Source organism: uncultured Cyclobacterium sp. (assembly GCF_963977555.1).
Lineage (GTDB): Bacteria > Bacteroidota > Bacteroidia > Cytophagales > Cyclobacteriaceae > Cyclobacterium.
Window position 1 is genome coordinate 396,119 of sequence record NZ_CAXBPD010000001.1, and the last position, 20,085, is coordinate 416,203.

The 20,085-nt window shown below is 38.3% G+C and carries 18 protein-coding genes; 3 read left to right on the top strand and 15 right to left on the bottom strand.

The window, feature by feature from the left end; genetic code table 11:
- Positions 1-24: 24 nt before the first annotated feature.
- The 8 genes from AAC073_RS01390 to AAC073_RS01425 all read right to left on the bottom strand — a co-directional run bounded on the left by AAC073_RS01390 (position 25) and on the right by AAC073_RS01425 (position 8,638).
- A complete protein-coding gene (locus AAC073_RS01390) occupies positions 25-1,446 on the bottom strand; it encodes a sodium:solute symporter family protein (RefSeq protein ID WP_339922040.1) in 1,422 nt (473 codons plus the stop codon).
- The gene (locus tag AAC073_RS01395) at positions 1,443-1,670 is read right to left on the bottom strand and encodes a hypothetical protein (protein ID WP_339922041.1); all 228 of its coding nucleotides are present in this window, start codon (positions 1,668-1,670) and stop codon (positions 1,443-1,445) included. The genes AAC073_RS01390 and AAC073_RS01395 overlap by 4 nt, the downstream gene beginning before the upstream one ends.
- A 114-nt stretch (positions 1,671-1,784) precedes the next feature.
- Positions 1,785-2,555 carry a 3-ketoacyl-ACP reductase gene (locus AAC073_RS01400; protein WP_339922042.1) on the bottom strand — a complete coding sequence of 257 codons (771 nt, stop codon included), beginning with the start codon at positions 2,553-2,555 and terminating at the stop codon, positions 1,785-1,787.
- Positions 2,556-2,566: 11 nt separating this feature from the next.
- The gene (locus AAC073_RS01405) at positions 2,567-3,709 is read right to left on the bottom strand and encodes a Gfo/Idh/MocA family oxidoreductase (protein ID WP_339922043.1); all 1,143 of its coding nucleotides are present in this window, start codon (positions 3,707-3,709) and stop codon (positions 2,567-2,569) included.
- An 11-nt stretch (positions 3,710-3,720) separates the two neighbouring features.
- A complete protein-coding gene (locus AAC073_RS01410; RefSeq protein WP_339922044.1) occupies positions 3,721-4,551 on the bottom strand; it encodes a sugar phosphate isomerase/epimerase family protein in 831 nt (276 codons plus the stop codon).
- On the bottom strand, positions 4,548-5,930 hold the full coding sequence (locus AAC073_RS01415; RefSeq protein ID WP_339922045.1) for a glycosyl hydrolase: 1,383 nt from the start codon (positions 5,928-5,930) through the stop codon (positions 4,548-4,550). Before AAC073_RS01415 ends, AAC073_RS01410 begins: the two co-directional genes overlap by 4 nt.
- 153 nt (positions 5,931-6,083) lie before the next feature.
- Positions 6,084-6,953: an AraC family transcriptional regulator gene (locus tag AAC073_RS01420; protein ID WP_339922046.1), complete on the bottom strand. Its 870-nt coding sequence runs from the start codon at positions 6,951-6,953 to the stop codon at positions 6,084-6,086.
- Between the two features lie 782 nt (positions 6,954-7,735).
- Positions 7,736-8,638, bottom strand: a complete 903-nt coding sequence (locus AAC073_RS01425) for a DUF3078 domain-containing protein (RefSeq protein WP_339922047.1) — start codon at positions 8,636-8,638, stop codon at positions 7,736-7,738.
- 141 nt (positions 8,639-8,779) lie between these two features.
- Here AAC073_RS01425 and AAC073_RS01430 point away from each other — a divergent pair, with 141 nt between their 5' ends.
- Together AAC073_RS01430 and AAC073_RS01435 are read left to right on the top strand one after the other, a co-directional pair.
- Complete coding sequence (locus AAC073_RS01430) at positions 8,780-9,055, top strand: DUF202 domain-containing protein (RefSeq protein WP_339922048.1); 276 nt, start codon at positions 8,780-8,782, stop codon at positions 9,053-9,055.
- Positions 9,056-9,135: 80 nt separating this feature from the next.
- Positions 9,136-9,345, top strand: coding sequence for a hypothetical protein (locus AAC073_RS01435; RefSeq protein WP_339922049.1), 210 nt, complete (start codon positions 9,136-9,138; stop codon positions 9,343-9,345).
- Positions 9,346-9,490: 145 nt separating this feature from the next.
- Here AAC073_RS01435 and ppk1 read toward each other — a convergent pair whose 3' ends face one another.
- From ppk1 to AAC073_RS01465, 6 genes are all read right to left on the bottom strand, one after another.
- A complete protein-coding gene (ppk1, locus tag AAC073_RS01440; RefSeq protein WP_339922050.1) occupies positions 9,491-11,614 on the bottom strand; it encodes a polyphosphate kinase 1 in 2,124 nt (707 codons plus the stop codon).
- Between the two features lie 113 nt (positions 11,615-11,727).
- Positions 11,728-13,689 (bottom strand): DNA topoisomerase (ATP-hydrolyzing) subunit B, encoded by a 1,962-nt coding sequence (gene gyrB, locus AAC073_RS01445; RefSeq protein ID WP_339922051.1) that lies wholly within the window; start codon positions 13,687-13,689, stop codon positions 11,728-11,730.
- 329 nt (positions 13,690-14,018) lie between these two features.
- Positions 14,019-14,393 carry a CoA-binding protein gene (locus tag AAC073_RS01450; RefSeq protein ID WP_339922052.1) on the bottom strand — a complete coding sequence of 125 codons (375 nt, stop codon included), beginning with the start codon at positions 14,391-14,393 and terminating at the stop codon, positions 14,019-14,021.
- Between the two features lie 19 nt (positions 14,394-14,412).
- A complete protein-coding gene (locus tag AAC073_RS01455; protein WP_339922053.1) occupies positions 14,413-16,005 on the bottom strand; it encodes an FAD-dependent protein in 1,593 nt (530 codons plus the stop codon).
- A 2-nt stretch (positions 16,006-16,007) separates the two neighbouring features.
- The gene (locus AAC073_RS01460; RefSeq protein ID WP_339922054.1) at positions 16,008-16,979 is read right to left on the bottom strand and encodes a tryptophan 2,3-dioxygenase family protein; all 972 of its coding nucleotides are present in this window, start codon (positions 16,977-16,979) and stop codon (positions 16,008-16,010) included.
- 180 nt (positions 16,980-17,159) lie between these two features.
- Entirely contained in the window at positions 17,160-18,257 is a 1,098-nt protein-coding gene (locus AAC073_RS01465; RefSeq protein ID WP_339922055.1) for a DUF1573 domain-containing protein, read from the bottom strand.
- Between the two features lie 71 nt (positions 18,258-18,328).
- On the opposite strand from AAC073_RS01465, the gene trpS reads away from it, so the two are divergent.
- On the top strand, positions 18,329-19,303 hold the full coding sequence (gene trpS, locus AAC073_RS01470) for a tryptophan--tRNA ligase (RefSeq protein ID WP_339922056.1): 975 nt from the start codon (positions 18,329-18,331) through the stop codon (positions 19,301-19,303).
- A gap of 278 nt (positions 19,304-19,581) precedes the next feature.
- On the opposite strand, the gene AAC073_RS01475 is transcribed toward trpS, so the two are convergent.
- Entirely contained in the window at positions 19,582-20,004 is a 423-nt protein-coding gene (locus tag AAC073_RS01475) for a hypothetical protein (RefSeq protein WP_339922057.1), read from the bottom strand.
- Between the last annotated feature and the right edge of the window lie 81 nt (positions 20,005-20,085).

The following is a 20,085-nucleotide window of genomic DNA, read 5'->3' on the forward strand; positions in this document are numbered from 1 at the left end:
AATCAAAACTCCAAAACAGTCCTATTATTCATTGACTTTAGTTTCAGAAACCATGCGTTTTTCACTGCTCAAGTAACTTACTACAGCAGAAATTCCGTGAATAATAAATAACAATAAGTCTAGTCTATACCCAAAATACATGCTTGGAATAACTCCTCCTAAAGACAATAAAAATACTGCCAAACCACTTAAAGAGATATAGATCATCGCGGGAGAAATCTTTCTATCACTTAAAATGCCTAGTAAAATCATTGGCCCCATGATACCTGTACCTGCAAAGCTCACCCTTGCTAGCAGTACCAACTGATCGAAAACGATTATTGAGAAGATAAAAGCAATGGTTGAGAAAACGAAAATCCCAATTTTTGTACGCTTCATGATCACTTTTTCAGTACCTGTAAGCAATCCCCTCAATTCAGAGCCCATTGCAAAAATCATTGCATTGGTAGTGGACAAACCTGCTGCTATCAAACCAATAATGGCAAGGGCAGCAATGGCTTCATGTTGGTCATTTAGGAATGCCATGGCAAAGAACTCTTGACTGCTATACTCCCCATACAGATCAGCGCCATACATACCAATAAAAATAGTTGGAATGATCACCAAGATAGCAAATGCGCCCAATGATACTGCCATCAATTTCATCGTGTTCATGCTTTTCATCACCACAATCCTTGTAGTAAATTGAGGTTGGGTGACAGGAATCATTAAAATGGCAATTAAGGAAGCAAGCAAAAACTGAGGCGTTAGCAATCCCTTAGGCCCTGGCGTGGAAAGTAATTCTTCTTTCACTGAACCTACTTTTTCAAACATTGGTCCTATGCCACCAAAGTGGTCAAGGCAAACCCATCCAATGATCCAAATTACCGCTAGCAATAGTACTCCTTGAATGGCATCACTGAAGATAATCGCCTTTAAGCCACCTATCTCACTATAGGTCAGCATGATTAACACGATACCTAAAGACCAACCCCAGGCTGGTAAAGATTCAGGAAATGCAGCATCCATGAATATGGCAATTCCTTGAATTTGAATCCCTACATAAGGAATCAAAAACAAAAAGGCACTTAGAAAGAAGGTATAGCCTGCCAATTTGTTTTCATAACAACGTGAAATTAACCCTGAAACTCCTCTAAATTCCATTCCCCTGACTTTTTTACGAATTTCGTAACCAAACCAAAGCAATACAAATACCATAGCACCATCCGAAATCGCTAGGAAAATCCATGCGCCTATACCGTTAATTCGGAAGAAGTCAGGCATTCCCAAGAAAGTAAAGGTGCTAAAAAGTGCTGCAGCAAAGGTCAGCACCCCCAAAGACAGGCCAATATTACCGCCTGCCATCATAAATTCTTCAGAAGATCTCCCTTTCTTATAAGACTTGAGAGAAGCAAAAACCAAAAGGCCTGCGTAAATCAGACCAAAAACCCAAACCCAGAAAATCATAAATCGTCCTCCTCATTTTGCATGCCTGGATGAACCCTGGTACCAATAAAGGTAATGACCACCAATAGCACTGTAATAATAAAACTCGTCCAAAGGCTGTAAGGAATTCCTGCCAGCATTGGTTTAGACACTCCTTGAGGAATGATTAGGGGGGTATAAGTTATGATGCATAAAATAATGGCTGCAAAACAACAAATTTTCCAGTATAACTTCTTTTTTTCCATTTGAATTGGGTTTAGTATCTTTAATTGACAATATACAATTGTTGGTTGACTCTGAACAAAATTTTATTTAAAAGGCCAAATGGCCGGAATAAATACCGGCCATTTGGTAAAATTTTAAAGTCGAGGAAGCGTCAAGCCACCATCCACCATGATCACCTGACCTGTGGAATAAGGGAAATCACCCTTAGCTAAAGCTGTTACCGCCAGACCTACGTCTTCAGGTAAGCCCCATCTTGGTTGAACCATTAATCCTTCACCGATCAATTTGTCATATTTCTCTTTTACACCCGAGGTCATATCTGTTGCAATCACTCCTGGTCTAACTTCAAATACAGGGATGTTATATTCCCCAAGCCTTACTGCAAACAATTGGGTGGCCATACTCATTCCAGCTTTGGCTACACAGTATTCACCTCGATTTACTGAGGCCACTGTTGCAGAAATTGAAGAGACATTGATGATGGAACCAACAAAATCGGCTCCTTTTCCTTTCTGTTCAATCATCCAGTTTGCTGCCAATTGAGAGAGAAAATAAGCTGAGTTAAGGTTGGTTTTCAACACATAATCAAAGCTCTCTTCAGTGGCTTCCAAAATGTCTTTTCGCTCTTTGGGTGCTACACCTGCATTGTTGACCAAAACATTCAATCGACCATAATGGGATTTGATCTTATCCATAATCCCCTGTCTTTCTTCAGCACTCCCAACATCTCCTCGGCAATAAAGCACATCTGCTCCCAAAGCCTTCAATTCTTCAAGGCTGGAGAGGGTATCCTCTTCCTTACGCATGCCATTGATGGCCAAGTCAAAACCTTGCTTGGCCAGGCATTTTGCTATACCTAATCCTATTCCTCGGGATCCCCCAGTGACTAAGGCTACTCTTTTCATGGGTTTATTTTTTATAGTTCAGGGATATCCAACCAGGCTCTTTGTTCCCAGCTTTCTAAGCCTTTTTCTGCTAATTGAACACCTTTAGCACCTTCCATCATGTCCCAAGGGAAAGGAGAATCAGTCACAATATGTTTTAAAAACAATTCCCACTGTACTTTAAAAGCATTGTCCATAGGCTCTTGCTCAGGCACTTTAGACCAGCCCTCATAAAATTCAATAGGTTGAGCGATATCTGGATTCCAAACTGGCTTTGGCGTATTGCCATAATGCTGGATATAGCACTCTCTAAGACCCGCAACTGCAGAACCTTTGGTACCATCCACTTGTACCGTTAGTAGATCATCTCTTCTAACCCTTACAGTCCATGAAGAATTAAACTGGGCAATTACGCCCCCTTCTAATTCAAATGTGGCATAAGCAGCATCATCTGCAGTACATTTGTAAGGTTTCCCTTGCTCGTCAACACGTTCCTTAATATGCGTGGCTCCCAAACAAGATACCGCTTTCACTTTGCCGAAAATATTGTCCAAAACATATCTCCAATGACATAACATGTCTACAATGATTCCACCATCATCTTCTTTACGGTAGTTCCAAGATGGTCTTTGAGCAGGTATAGATTGTCCTTCAAATACCCAATAGCCAAACTCACCTCTTACAGAAAGAATCTCTCCGAAGAATCCGTTTTCAATTAGTCTTTGAAGTTTCCTTAAACCAGGCAACCATAATTTATCCTGTACTACGCCATTTTTAACACCTGCTTCTTTACAAATCTCATGTAATTCCAAAGCTGTTGCAGTATCTACTGCCACTGGTTTTTCACAATAAATATGCTTGCCTGCTTTTACTGCCTGCTTAACCGCTTCTGCTCTTCTACCAGTAGTTTGGGCATCAAAGTAAACGCTGTACTGGTCATCATTCATGACACTATCCAAATCCGTAGTGTATTTGGCTACACCAGAACGCTTGCTTAAAGCTTTCAATTTTGCTTCATTTCTTCCTACCAAAACCGGGTCGGGCATAATGGTATCCCCATTGTCTAATTTTACGCCACCTTGTTTGATAATTTCTGCGATGCTACGCATCAAATGTTGATTGGTACCCATCCTTCCGGTGACACCGTTCATGATTATTCCTACCTTGTGTTCCATTTTTATTTTTTTTAACTCTTATAATAACTTTCTACAATCTTGTCCAAAAACGCCTTCTGATCTCCAGCCCAATGCCTGTCAGAAAAAATTTCCACTTCATTAAACCCAGAAAATCCTGCTTCCTCGGCCCATCCTCTAATGGTAGGGATATCGATACATCCTTCTCCCATCAAGCCTCTGTCATTTAGAAAATCTACCGTTGGGCACATCCAGTCACAAATATGAAAAGCATAAAGATTTTCATTTCGACCACACCTTAGCAGTTCCTCTCTCAAATCAGGATCCCACCAAAGGTGATATACATCAGCCGCTACTCCCACATGATCAGAACCTATGGCCTCCGCCATTTCATTGGCCTGACGCATGGTATTGACCGCAGACCTGGTGTCAGCATACATAGGATGCAAAGGTTCAATGGCAAGCTTTACCCCATGTTCAATGGCAAAGGGCAATACTTTTTCGATGCCCTCTCTGATTTGCTCACGTGATTTGACCAAAGACTGGCCAGGATCTGCACCACAAACCAATACGATCATTGGAGCACCTAGCGCGGCTGCTTCTTCTATGGCAACATAGTTGTCCTGAATGGCCTGGTCTCGGGTCTTCTGAGAAACGGAAGGGAAAAACCCTCCCCTTACCAAGGATACAATTTCTAATCCATGACTCCTTAACCTATGACCCGAAGCTGCAATGTCTCTACCACCTAGGTATTGACGCCAAACAGAAATGCCCTTTACCCCTACTCTTTCGTAGTTTTCAGCGGATTCTTCTAAGCTCCATGGCTTTGTTGTGATGGTATGTATACAGAGCTTGCTAAGGTCTTTTATTGGTTCTACGCTCATGATAGACAGTTGAAGAAAGTATAATAAGTATCCTTATCTATGATTCTTTGAACATATAAGGCCAATTCTCTGGCATGATAATCTCCCCACATGCTGGATTCATTGCAAGCAACTTTTTGTCCAGCAGGTACATTGTCCCATCCATTTGGCTCATGGTAAATAGAGTGTAAGATTAATCCCTGATGGTTTTTATCTGTGCTAAGATACGGTTCGCCTAATAAAGTTTTTAATACGGTAAGCCCTGCTTTCCAATACTTATCTCCTTTTTCTGAATCACCCTTTTTCTTAAGATAATGGCCAAGTCTTAACAACCCTTGTGCACCAATGGCTGCCGCAGAACTATCAACCGGTTCAAAATCATTATATGGGTCAGCTGGACGAGACAAGTAATCACCTAATTTATGCAAATTAGGTGCTCCCGTGTCCCAGTAAGGGATACCATCTGTTGGCGTATGCTCGATGTAGAAGTCACAGGATGCGGTAGCGGCTTTCAACATAAAAGCTTTTATTTCTGCAGGATCACCAAAGGCTTTAAGAGAAGTGTCTGATAAAGTCTCAAGGTATTCTAACTCTTCTGCAAAACCACACATTGCCCAAGCCAATCCACGCGTCCATGTAGAGAACCCTGTATAGCCCTGCTGAGAATTTGGACAGCGGTAGTTGCCGTCATTGGTGTTGAAGACACTCTCATGGGCAGTTCGTCCCCATAGGTCATAGCGGTCTCTACCTTCTCCATAATAGACAGCGTAATCTGCAGTAGCTTTCGCATGTTGCAAGCCTCTTACTAATAGGTTTACTTTTTTGTCATTTTCTTCCTGTAGCACGTGCCCCAGGCTATGACTCAACATTAGAATTCTGACAGTACGAATGGTGTCCACAAATAGTGAATGTGGTCCATTAAAGGAATACATGTATCCACCATCTTTAATAGGAGACCATCTACTGGCTTGTACAGCACCTGAAATTTTCAATGCCAACTCGTAGTAATTTTTTTCCCATTCTACATAGGGGATTTTCTCTTCCACCATTAACCTCAATAGGTTGCCGTAGGTACTGACATTATTGAAGCCATGATCGTGAACGCCTGTGTGGCTGATATGTGGGGCCATGTATTGATGCGTTTTTAGTTTTCCTTTTTCTAGGAAACTTTTCTCACCTGTTGCATCAAACTGTAATATGGACGAACCAAATTGAAAGCCCTGCGTCCATTCAGTCCATCCTCTGGTTGCATATTTCCCATCTACGGTAAAAACCGGTGAACCTTGATTTTGGGGATATTCCTTTTCAATTGCGGAGATTTTCTCAGCAGAGAGTTGCCAAAATTTATCCAAGCCGGATTTGAGATCTTTAGCTTGAATTTCAGAATCAATTGCAATCATAAATTTAATGGGTTTAAGTTTATTTTGGATTTGAGATTTTCATCCTTAAAATTCAGAATTATTGTCTGAATTTTAGGTTGTCAAACCATGCACTTTTTGTTTAAGAAGTTAAAGGTATTTTAAATTTTATCAAATATAAAAGCATAATTCAATCTAATGCTGGTACTTTTCGTTTTCTAGCGACCTAAACTCAGAGGGAGAAACACCTGTTTTTTTCTTGAAAATCCTACTGAAATAAGAGGGATCTTGGTAATTCAACTGATAGGCAATTTCCTTATTTGAAAGATCCGTATAGATAAGATACCTCTTGGCTTGAAGCATCAAACGCTCCAAAATGACCTCTCCAGCGGTCATACCTGTGATTTTCTTAACATGTTTGTTTAGAATACTGGGTGCAAGGTGCATCATTTCTGCAAAATCCTGAACCTGATGCACTTGCCTAAACTTATGTTCAAGCAATGCATTAAACTGTTGGACAAGGGCAAAATCTGGATCAAGTGTATTTTTTTTATCAGCAAAATACCTTAAGTAATACTGCTTACATTTAATTAGAAAAATCTGGAGGTAATTATTTAAAATGTCAGTAGTAAAACTGTTCCATTGTTTGTATTCTTTGCTAATCGCCTCTATCAAATCGGTAATGTCCTTGAAATCAACTGAATTTAAGTTGAGAATAGGAACCAAAGTTGGGTTATTAAAATAAGGAAGTTGAAAAAGAAACTCTTCATTCTTGGTATCTAAGGAATAAAACTCTCTGGAAAAAACCATTAAATATCCATGATAATCATTCTCTCTACTAATTTTATGCACCTGCCCTGGTGAAAGGAAATGAACACTTTGTGAATGAATGGAATGGTCATTGAAATCTATCTCATGCTTTCCAGCACCATTTACAAAAACACATATTTCATAATATTTATGCCGATGGGGCCTATCAGTCTCATGAGGATAGGTTCTGTTCTGTATGGTTTTCCCTTGTACCTCATAAATTTGAAATGGCCTTTTATTGGTTATCTCTGGCATTTCGTACGTTTTGATAGGTTCTTCCATAGCAATCCTTACATCCAACTCCTAAGATACCAAATTCTTAAAACCAATCTTTCAAAAATCCACAATAAATCAAGATAAACATCAAACTATTTTATCACATTAACATTATTAAAGGTGTAAAATTAAATATAATGTAAATTTTTATTTTATTTGTTATCATATTTTTAAAAATAGAGGTAAAATATTACCTTTGAAACATCAAACAGAGACAAATGGTCTCTTATACTGTAGGATGATGAAACTGGCAGACATGCCCTCCTGTCTCGAGGGTGGAGATCACAGAATAAAGAAAATAGCGAGCTCGTATTTTTCCTAACTGCTCCTTGGAGGTTCGACTCCTTCTCCTACAGCAGGTTATTTTGGGTTTATTGTTAATTGACTAAAGCTATGAGACATTGTTTCATAGCTTTTTTTTTGCAAAAAAAGACATTATAATTAATCCTTTCCTATAATCTAAAATAGGCAGTAAACAACTCATATAAAATGGGATTTGATTTAAAAGCAATCTAACACTGCCATTAGCGAGCACGCCATTCCGCCTGAAGAAGGGCAGAAGATCGAATTGCTAAATACCATTAAGCAAATTATTAACGCTCTTAATGAAAAAAAATAGCTGAACAATAAAAAAGCAGGAGAATATCTCCTGCTTTTTATTTTGAAAACTAAACCAACTATTATTTAACTACCATAATACAAACAAAATTAACAATAACTGATTAAAAACCAAATTTAGAAGATAAAATCTGGTTAATTATCTATTTTTTGTTACCTACTTTGTACAATATACCTAATGATAGGCCTTGGCTATACTGGATTGCTGCATCCTGATCAATATCATAAAGAGATATCCCTGTGAAGGTTACGTTAATGATGCTTGATATTTTTGCAGTTAGTGTCAAATCCAGTCTGTGATCAATATTTTTCATAGAAAGGGTCTCGTAATTAGCAAACATTGTATAGCGAGACTTAAGGTTTAAATTCTCAGAAAGATCTTTATCTAAACTGGCAAAGACCTGCATTGCCAACCATTCTATTCTTACTTTATCACCTGGCAAAACACCATAGTTTGAAGGTACATTATTAATAATTTGATCATCTGACATAAATGTGAACCTCGGAGAAAAGGGACCTATTCTTAGGAAAAATTCCTTACTGGGTTTAAACTCAAACCCAAGGGAAGAGGTTAAATAACCTGGAGCCATAAATTTCGAAATCAATGATTGTGTACCATCCTCATTGTATTTATAACCTTCGGCAAATTGTGAAAGGTAATTTACAGAGAAGTAACTAGACCATTTTTCACTCAATTGGTAACCTAACTTTGAATCTAAAAATATCCTATCGTTAGATTTTCTTGTACCTTCACCTTCATTGCGAACAATTCCAAAAAGAAGCTCTAATTCATTGTCCCAGGAAATTTTTTCTTTTTGATAGAGCGCTTTTCCTGCTATGATGCTTCCAAATGATACGGAATTTACCCCTCCTGCTTTCCAGTTGCTGCTAAAGCCTGCCTGATTAAAGTTTAGTCCTGCGCTAAACTCCGATTGCCAGTAACTGGTATCTGCAGGTATTTGTTCCAGCGAGTCTGAAACCACTTGGGCGGTGATAACCGTTGTTGTTATGACAAAAACCAAAAAGGTTAGTAGAAAATTTTTCATGCTTTTTTTATTAGAATTTATTATTATTTGTTTTAATCAGAACAATTTCGCGACCTATCGTTTAATTTTAAATATTCACCAAATTAAAAGTTGAAAATAAAATTTTAAATTAACCGTAAAATCGATACGAATTGCAAATTTATGGAAAATCAAACAGAAGAAACACTGATAGTCAGAGATTTTTTAGCTAGGCAAAGAACGAAACTCGCTAATGAGCGCACGCTTTTGGCATATATTAGGACGAGTTTATACTTCATTGTGAGCGGTACAGCTTTAATGAAAGTCAATGACCTCGAAAATGTTAAAAACCTTGGTTATTTCTCCTTTATGATAAGTGTAATGTTATTGATTGTAGGTTTTATTAATTTTTTTAAACTTAAAAGAAAATTATCTAAAGGGAGATACGAGAAAATGTAAAGAGTGGGATGCCCATCTTTTTATTATTTAAATTTGGTAAGCTATTTGTATACTAAAAATTGAAACCAAACTTTATACAAATGAAGCTTCTAGGAATAGTTTTGATCATTGCAGGCATTGCCATGTTTTTAATGACTGGGTTTTCGTTCACAACCGAAGAGACAGTAATAGATGCAGGACCGTTAAAATTAAGCGCTGACAAAGAACAAAGTGTGGACTGGCCCCCTTATGCGGGCGGGATCGCCGTAATTGCTGGCATTGTATTATTAGCTGTTGGTAGGAAAAAATAATCCGCTAACGTTTTTTATATTTTAAAGCCTGTTTTTATGCCGCATTGTAGGATAGCTAATAATTGATGTAATCACTTCCTAAAAAAATCGCCACAATTTACTTGTGGCGATTTGAAGACTTGGGTTTGATTAACCTTAGTTACTTTCAATCAATCAATTTAACATTTTCAATCATCTCTGGTTCCAATTCAAAAAACCTTTGGTGAATATTAAAGATTTCTTCCCCTTCTTTAGCTTTCTTAGGAAGGTATTTCCCATCTTCCTGCATTACATAGGCATTTTCATTGTCCAAAAGATTGTACTTTAAAATATTCATTAATTGCTTCTGCAGGAATTGATTTTCCACCTTAAACAAGGACTCTAATCGTTTATCAAAACTTCTAACCATGGCATCAGCACTACCTACATAAATTGTAGGATCACCATTGTTATGGAAATGATAAATTCTAGAATGCTCGAGGAAGTCGCCTACAATAGAGATCACCTCAATGTTTTCACTTAATCCTTTTCTGCCAGGCCTCAGACAACAGATGCCACGCACAATCAACTTCACAGGTACTCCCGCCTGAGACGCACTGTAAAGCGCGTGGATGAATTCCGAATCTTCAAGAGAATTAATTTTTATAAAAATCCCAGAAGGCAACCCTTTGCTTGCATTTTCTGATTCAATATTGATGAATTCTATGAGATTATTTCTCATATCACGTGGTGAGGTGATAAGGTTTTGATAGCTTGTTGGAGCTGAATGTCCGGTAATTACATTGAAAAACTCAGAAACATCATTTGCAAGCGTCTCGTCTGTCGTTAGAAGTCCAATATCTGTATAAATACGACTGGTTTCTTCATTGTAATTCCCTGAGCCTAAATGAACATAACGGGTAACTCTATTTTCTTCTTTTTTAACAATCAGCAGTAATTTTGTGTGCGTCTTGAAATTACTTACACCATAGATTACAAAACAGCCTGCTTTCTGCATCTTTTTTGCTTCTCTGATGTTGTTTTCCTCATCAAAACGGGCTTTAACTTCAAATAATACGGAGACGTGCTTGCCATTTTCTACCGCTTTTAGTAGAGCGCCAACAATTCTTGAGTTTTTCGCCAGGCGATAAATCGTCATCTTGATGGCCATAACATGTGGGTCGTCAGCAGCCTTATCCAGCAGCTCAAGAATCGGCTCCATGTCATTGTAAGGATGATGAAGCAAAATATCCTTGTTTTTTAGCACCTGGAAGATGTCTTCAGAGGCAGCTTCAGGGTATGACAATGGAGGAATTGGATCGTGTATAGCAGGAATTTTGTCTTTAAACCGCTTGTTACCAATCACCTGCCACAAACCTGTGAAATCCATCAAGCTTTTACGCTCAATTTTAAATATACTGTCATCATTGAGTGTCCAGCGCTGTTTTAGCAAATTGACCATGTATTTGCTATAGCCTTCTTCGATTTCAATCCGAACAACTCTACCTGTCTTACGCTCATTGAGTTTACGTTTCACTTCTTCCAAGAAATTGGAATCCATGTCTTCACTTTCCTCCAAGGTAAAATCACCATTCCTCGTTATCCTAAATAGGTTAATCGATTCAATGTTCACATTTCTAAATAGCGAAACAATATGCTCCCTTATCATTTCTTCAATGGGCACACAAATCGTCATGTCCTCCCTTTCCAACTCAAAAAACCGTGGAATATTGGAAGGAATCTGTACGAATGAAAGTTTCTTATTGTCTTTCTTTTCCCCAGGACCTATAGTAACTACCCCAAAAATCAACAATTTGTTCATCAAAATGGGAAAGGTATGGTAACCATCAAAGACCATAGGGGTCAACATTGGATAGACTGCCTTGTAAAAATAATCTTCAATTGTCTTTTGCTCTTCCGCCAACAGGTTACGCACATTGCTTAATTGAAAACCAGCTTGTTTGGTAGTAGTGAGCAGTTCATCCACAAACTGTCGCTGAAGCTTGTTATGGAAAATCTGGGATTCGATCATCAGCTTCTTCTTAAAACTATCTTCTCGCAAACCAGAATAGTCTATTCTGACCTTATCATAGTCCAGGTAGTTATATAAAGAGCCAACCCTGATCATGAAAAACTCATCAAGGTTAGAGGCTGCTATCGCTAGAAATTTAAATTTCTCAAAAATATTCCGCTTGTCCTTTTTAATCTGATCAACAACCCGGTCATTAAATTTTAACCAGCTAAGGTCCCTGCTGATTAATTTACTACTATTTATGGTTTCTTCAATTTTATCGAGCTGGATCAATTTCATATGTATTTCATTAAATTGGGAAAAAGTTGATCAATGATACTAAATTATTTAGAGAATAAAAAAAGGGCATTTAGCCCTTTTTTTATTCTCTACGGAAAACCTTTTGGCAACCGTTAGGTATCAATTTTGGCATATTTAGCATTCTTTTCTATAAACTCTCTTCGAGGAGCCACTTCGTCACCCATAAGCATACTAAATAGATGATCAGCCTCGGCTGCAGAGTCAATGGTTACTTTTTTCAATGTCCTGGATTCTGGGTCCATGGTAGTAGTCCAAAGTTGCTCAGGATTCATTTCACCAAGTCCTTTATACCTCTGAATACCTACACTGTCTTCTTTCCCATCAGGCGCCATCTCTTTGATAGCAATTTGTCTTTCTTCTTCAGTCCAGATATACCTTTCTTCTTTTCCTCTTTTCAAAAGATAAAAAGGTGGAAGCGCAATATAAAGGTAACCATATTCAATCAAGCTTCTCATGTACCTGAAAAACAAGGTCAGAATTAATGTTCTAATGTGAGAACCATCAATATCAGCATCCGTCATGATTATGATTTTATGATAACGGAGTTTGGATAAGTCCAATTCCTTTTCGTCATTAACGGTACCGAATTTAACACCAAGCGCTGTTAATATATTTTTGATTTCCTCATTATCGTAGATTTTATGTTCATGCGCTTTTTCTACGTTTAATATTTTTCCTTTCAAGGGCAATATCGCTTGGAAATCTCTATCTCTTCCTTGCTTGGCTGAACCACCAGCAGAGTCCCCTTCCACCAGGTACAATTCGCACACAGCAGGATCAGAATTCGCACAATCGGCCAGTTTACCAGGGAGTCCACCACCTCCAAGTACATTCTTACGCTGCACCATCTCACGGGCCTTTTTGGCTGCGTGCCTGGCCTGAGCTGCCAGTACCACCTTACCAATTATTATTTTTGCCTCTTTTGGATGTTCTAATAGCCAGAATTGTAATGTTTCTGAAACTGAAGCATCTACTGCTCCTGTCACATCGGAGTTACCCAATTTGGTTTTGGTTTGCCCTTCAAACTGTGGTTCCGCCACTTTAACAGAAATTACCGCTGTAAGGCCTTCTCGAAAATCATCACCTGAAATCTCAAGTTTCAGCTTATCAAGCATCCCTGACTTATCAGCATAGCTTTTAAGCGTTCTGGTAAGTGCTCTTCTAAAACCTGAAACGTGGGTACCACCTTCATAGGTATTAATGGTATTCACATAGGACACAACATTCTCTGTATAGGAGTTATTGTAGCCCATGGCAACCTGAACAGGTACACCATTCTTCTCAGACTCTATATAAATTGGTTTTTCAATTATCTTTTGTTTGTTTTCGTCCAAGTATTCAACAAATTCAACCAAACCACCCTCAGAATAGAATTCATCAGTTCTGAAGTTTCCGTCATCCTCTTTCTCTCGAAGGTCTTTTAAAGAAATCCGAATGCCCGCATTCAAGAAGGCCATCTCACGTAAACGGTTAGCGATTGTTTCGTACTTGTATTCCAATGCTTGGAATATCTCATGGTCAGGCTTGAAATGCACATGAGTACCACGATCATCCGTTTTACCTATCTCCCTAACTACATATTGAGGAACACCTCTAACATATTCTTGCTCATGTATTTTTCCATCTCTTTTGACGGTTACTGTCAAGATAGAAGAAAGGGCATTCACACATGAAACCCCCACTCCGTGTAGTCCTCCAGACACTTTGTACGTATCTTTGTCAAACTTACCACCAGCGTGTAAAACAGTCATTACCACCTCAAGTGCAGACCTGTTTTCTTTCTTGTGAAATTCAGTAGGAATACCCCTACCATTGTCCTGTACCGAAACAGAATTGTCTTCATGAATTGTAACTGAAATGGTGTCACAATGGCCGGCTAATGCTTCATCAATGGAGTTATCAACTACCTCCCAAATCAAATGATGCAACCCTTTGACACCTATGTCACCAATATACATGGCGGGTCTTTTTCTAACCGCTTCCAACCCTTCCAACACCTGAATATTCTGGGCTGAATAATCGCTTTTATTCGACGACGCTTTTTCCTGACTCATAGTAAGACTTTATGGCAAAAGAAGTGCCATTTCAAATTCAAATATTTTAAACTAAACTAAAGACAAAAATACACAAAAAAAACGAGAATGTAACCCTTTTAAGGGCTATTGTTACTATATTATGCACCGCCTGTTACTTTGGGTCCAAGTATTAGGTATTGGCTAACAAAAAGGTACTAAACATATATCATAGCTAAAGTTCATTACCATTCCACCAATTGCAGTTTCTCTTGATTTATAATCAAGGCTATTTTCACCACCTGAACAAAAATCAATTAATCAGTTACCCTGAAAAAATACGATTACTTTAAACCCCAAACTTTTGCAATTCAATACTGGCCCGTACTTAACAGCACCAGTGTGCAAGCTGGTACAACGGCAATTCCTTTTTCTCTAGCCAAATCCATAAATTCCTGATTTTCAGTTCCCGGATTAAATATTATTCTTTCGGGCTTAAGGGAAAGTATATAGTCATACCATTCCGTTTGATTTTGAGGACCTACATAGAGTGTCACCGTATGAATATCTGGTAAAACTGGTTTTTCTCTTAAATTCAATATTTTTTCTCCTGAGGTTACGCCCGTTTTAATTCCAACAGGAACAAAAGGTACAGCTCTTTCTTTCAACATAGTGGCTGCCGTATGCGCATATCTCGCAGGATTCGGACTTGCACCAAAAACGACTGTTTTTTTACTTTTTTCCATATTCACCTCTTCATTAAAACTACTTGTTTCGCATACCTGCTTTACTGTACTTTTCTATCAATTTTTCAGCGCAACGTTCACCATCCATAGCGGCCGAAACGATGCCTCCAGCATAACCTGCCCCTTCTCCACATGGATAAAGCCTGCTAATTTGGGGGTGCTCAAATCCTTCTTTACTTCTGGGGATTCTCACTGGTGAGGATGTCCTGCTTTCCACACCTACTATTTGGGCTTCATTGGTATAATATCCTTTCATTTTTTTATCCAGGAGTGGCAAGGCCATGGCCAATCGTCTTGCGATAAAATCAGGGAGAACATTGTTCATATTTACACTCTTCAAACCTGGTTGATAAGACGTAGGCAGTAAGTCTTTACTTGGTTTATTATTTACAAAATCTACCATTCTCTGTGCCGGAGCCACCTGAGATTCACCTCCTGCAAGCCAAGCTGCCTTCTCTGCCTCTTGCTGGAATACCAAAGCCGCGAGCGGTCCGTATTTTTGATAAGTTGGCAGGTCTTCCAATTCCACTGCTACAACCATACCAGAATTGGCAAATTTACCATCTCTTCTACTAGGACTCATTCCATTGACAACTATTTCACCCGGTGATGAAGCCGAAGGTACTATAAACCCCCCTGGACACATACAAAAAGAGAAAACGCCACGTTGTTTTCCATCTAAAACAGTTTGCTGTACTAAGCTATAAGATGATGCTGGCAAAAATGGCCCTCTATCCGAAGGACAATGATATTGGATACTATCTATTAATTTTTGGTCATGTTCTATACGTACTCCCAAGGCAAATGGCTTTGCTTCAATCAATACTTTCTGCCTTGTAAGTAATTGAAAAACATCTCTGGCAGAATGCCCAGTTGCTAAAATTACACCTAAACCAGTGATTTTTTCTCCCTCGCTTGTAATTACACCCTGGATGGTATCTTTATTCAAAAGAAGCTCAGTAACCTTTGTATTGAACAACACCTCCCCCCCTGCTTCAATTATAGTTTCACGAAGTCGGGTTATAAGTTGGGGGAGTTTATTGGTGCCGATATGAGGGTGGGCATCGACTAAAATATCTTCATTGGCACCATGGGCGACCAAGATCTCCATAATGCGTCGTAAATCACCTCTTTTCTTGGACCTTGTATATAATTTACCATCAGAATAAGTCCCTGCACCCCCTTCTCCAAAACAATAATTAGAATCAGGATTTACGATATGTTCCTTATTCAGTGCAGCCAGATCTCTCCTTCTAGCACGTACATCTTTGCCTCGTTCTAGGACGATAGGCTTTATTCCAAGTTCAATGGCCCTTAAGGCTGCAAAAAGACCTGCTGGACCTGCTCCTACAATTATTAACGGGTCACTATGCTTTACATTAGGATAATCCTTCCCGCTATTTACCAAAGGCTCAGGAACCTGACCACTGTAAACTTCTACGGTTACATTAATTTTAACCTTTTTGCTTCTTGCATCAATAGACCTTTTTGTTGCCCTTATGATTAAGTCTTTCTGCTCAGCAAAACCTGATTTTTCCGCTGCTATTTTTTGAAACAATAACGCATTATAGGCTTCTTCAGGGCTGAGTACCAGCTGCAATTCTTTTTTCATATCTATTTTTCCACCACATCAAGCAACTCAGTCTCTACCCAATGCTTGCCCCATTCCTTGATTTCCGATTCTGTCCATAATTCAGGATAAAATATTACTTTTTGAAATCTAGGAGGCAAAAACTTTTGCCAATTGGTACCACCAGTAGCGGCGATATCCGTAGGATTTTTGTGAAGGTATTTAACTGCGGATTTGTAATGAGCTAGGGGCCAATAAACGTTGGCTTTCTCATCCAGCTCTTTCATTAAATCTGTCAATTCCTCGTCCTTATCATCGAGGTAAACATACTTTTTCCACAAGTTATTCTTTCTGAATTTAGATATCAACTCCTTCAATTCATCACCATATTTATCTTCAAATGACTGGAGGGTAAGTGTCTTTTCTCCGGTAGCCAATTCTTTGGCTCCATATTGCCAATAGAGTATATCAAAAAGGCTATCGATACTAGTTAAGTTAATGTCCTTGTAGTCTTCTCGCTCTTCCAGGTACACAAGATTTTGAATATCTGTACACATGATCTCAATCATTCTATACTGAGCACTTTGAAAACCACTGGCTGGAAGAAGAGACATCCTGAATTTCATGAATTGTTCTCTTTCCATCCCTTTCCACATCACCGCAAAAGATGAGATCAGTAAGTCAAAATACATAATGACCCTTTTTATCCTCTCCTTAAAAAACTTCAACTCTATATGGTCAACTGCCGCCATTTGTTCTATCTCCCAAAGGATGAGGTTAAAATACAGTTCGGTGATCTGATGATATATAATGAAAATTTTTTCGTCCTTAAAGGAAGTCCTGGGCTGCTGAAGGGTAAGCAGCGTGTCTAAATTTATATAATCCCAATAGTTAAGGTAATCGGCATGTAACAGTCCTTCCAAATAAGAGGATAAATCCTGTCCAGAAGCCCTAAATTTTTCTTCTAGTAGTTTAATTTTATCTACAATTTCTTTTTCGGGATATTTTTTTTCCATGCAAAGGTGCCGAAGCATTAATTCATTAATATACGCTATAGAGAATAATTTTCGATGTTACGCGAGTAGAAATTCTTTCGAAATGCCAAATTAATACGTTTTTCTTTGTAATCAGCGACACTTTAAACCAAAAATTGTCTTTCAATGACTCGAATCAGAAAATCTTTACCGTTGGTAATTTTAGTCTATTCTACTTTTTATAACCACTGTCTTGGTAGGTGTCAGAGGATCATTACTGAAGAAGGTGATGGTTTTGTGATCGATGCCTCTTCTTCCTTTTGGGTCAAAGGTGAATACGAGATCAACTTTTTCTCCACTTTGAATATTCATTTTAGGCATATCCAAAGTTAAGCATTCACAGTTGCTAACAATTTTTCTTATATTCAATGGTTTTGGGCCTTCGTTCTCAAGTGTCAATATTCGGGAAACCACATTTTTAGAACCTATCTTTCCTAAGTTAATTTCCATTTCAGCTATTGAAAGTTTGGGCACTTCATTTACCTGGCTTACTGGCAAAGGATCGAAATATTCATGAATGGTAGCCAATAAATTTATAGGTATTTCAAAATGTTCACCCGATAAAAGGGAGAGCTTAAATGAATCACGCGTAAAGCCAAGGTCATTTTTTATAATGGGGTCATATTCGATTTCTAAAACACCTCTAGTATTGCTTTCTACTACAGGGGGTACCATTCGCACTTTCACATGGTTGGGGATACTATCCTGCTTTAAATTCAACTGAATAGGAAAGTCATTGAAATTATAAAAATCTATGACTTTAACCTTAGGCTTATTTGTATAAAGCGTCCCCAAATTGTTTTGATCAAAAACAAATCCCAAGCCACCTTTTCTAATTTTGTAATGGGATTCAGGATCATTAGGAAAGTGAACATTTACCCCCTCTAAAAATAAGGAGTCACCCAAAGGCTTTACATTAGTTTTAACCAAAATCATTTTAGAAAAAGTACCCCCTCGAGATTCAGGATCGAAGGTGATCTGAAGGTGACCAATTTTATTTGGTGCTAATGAATCCTGAGAATAGGCAACTACTGCACAACCGCAATCAGTAATAACTTCATTGATATAGGCATTTGAATCAGTTTCATTCAAATAGTAAAAATCCGCGATATGCTCTCCTTGCTCAGGCATTACCGCACCAATATTTATCAGATTGTTTTCCCAGACCAATCCTCCACGCTCAACTTCCTGACTATTAACCTCTACTATAGAAGAAAACAAAAAAACACTGACGAATAACAAAAACACTGTGTACTTCATAATGACAAATAACGATAAAATTACCACAAATTATTGCTTAAATTCCTTAAATTTGTGTCAAAAACACAGTAATGGCAAGAGTACTCACAGGTATACAAAGTTCAGGAAAACCGCATTTAGGTAATATTTTGGGTGCAATTAAACCGGCCATAGCCTTAACCAAAAACGAGGACAATGAGTCCTATATATTCATTGCTGATTTCCACTCCCTCACCACAATTAAAGACCCTGTGGCGAGAATAGAAAATGTTAATGCTGTAGCAGCAGCATGGTTGGCTTTTGGTTTGGACATTAATAGATCGGTTTTTTACCGGCAGTCAAGAATCCCTCAGGTGACTGAGCTCACCTGGTATTTGAGTTGCTTTACCCCTTACCCTATGCTGGCCAATGCCCATAGCTTTAAGGACAAGTCCGATCGGTTATCGGATGTAAATGCAGGCTTGTTCACTTATCCTGTATTGATGGCTGCTGACATTCTTTTGTATGGAGCTGATCTTGTACCTGTGGGGAAGGATCAATTGCAGCATTTAGAAATTTCCAGAGACATCGCTAGCACTTTTAACCATCGCATTGGAGAGGAGCTCCTTAAAGTTCCTGAGGCACGCATCAGTAATGAGGTAATGATTATTCCCGGTACAGATGGGCAAAAAATGAGCAAATCTTACAACAACTATATTGATATTTTTCTGCCCGAAAAACAATTAAAGAAAAATGTGAATACTATAATTACTGACAGCACTCCACTGGAAGAACCAAAAGATCCGGACGTCTGTAACGTTTTTAATTTATACAAATTAATCGCCAATGAGGATCAAACTTCAATCCTTAGAGAAAAATACCTTGCTGGCAACTTTGGTTTTGGCCATGCCAAAAAGGAATTACTTGAATTAATACTAGACACCTATAAAAACGAACGAGAGCAATTCAACTATTATATGAATAACCTTCCCGACCTAGAATCAAAGTTAAAGGCAGGAGAAGAAAAAGCTAGAGAAGAAGCCAATCAGCTTTTAGCAACCCTTAGAAAAAAACTGGGTTTCGGATAAATATTCAACCCCCATTGAATTGAGCAGTTTTTAGTAACTTAAAAGCTATGGAAATCAGGTGCATAAGCCCCTGATTTTTTTTTGACCAGATCCAAAAAAAAGCTCGTGCTGACATTTTTCAATAGGTGTCGGGGTCAATCCTTAGAGCAGGCAGTATTGAAAAGATGAGTAGCTCATTTTTTCACCATTTCAATTAAAAAAAAAAATGATAATCAGTTCAAACCCAAAATTATAGGTTTGAAACCAATTACCATTTATCAGGAAATCATAGAGACTACTTATCTCGATCTCCAAAGGTCTTTCAACGATTTGCCATTTATAACCATGACAAATCTAGTTGGATTTGGTACCAATACAATTCTTACATCTTGACCATCAAACTGTTCCGACTCAATTGGAACACCTTCTCTACCCTGAACATCATAAGTGATTACTCCTCGGGCATCTGGCAACATTGGTACGTATTTATTAGCCAAATACGCTGAAGGAAGCAAGACGTCGTTGTCCGAAACCAAGGTGGCATAAATATCCTCTAATTTACCTTCCAGTTCATCTCCAAACTCCTCATTCAGATCATCTTCAAGGTCATGCAATTCCTCCTCAATGTCATCATATTCCGGGTCAGCATAAGTTATTTCGCTCAACTTAATTCGCAACTGTACGATCTTGGAGAGCTCCACATCTAATTTTTCAAAATCCATATAAGCTATTACTATTATATTTTTAACTACATGAAGGTAAATAATCTGAAATCATATTCCAACTTAGAATTATTAAAAGTA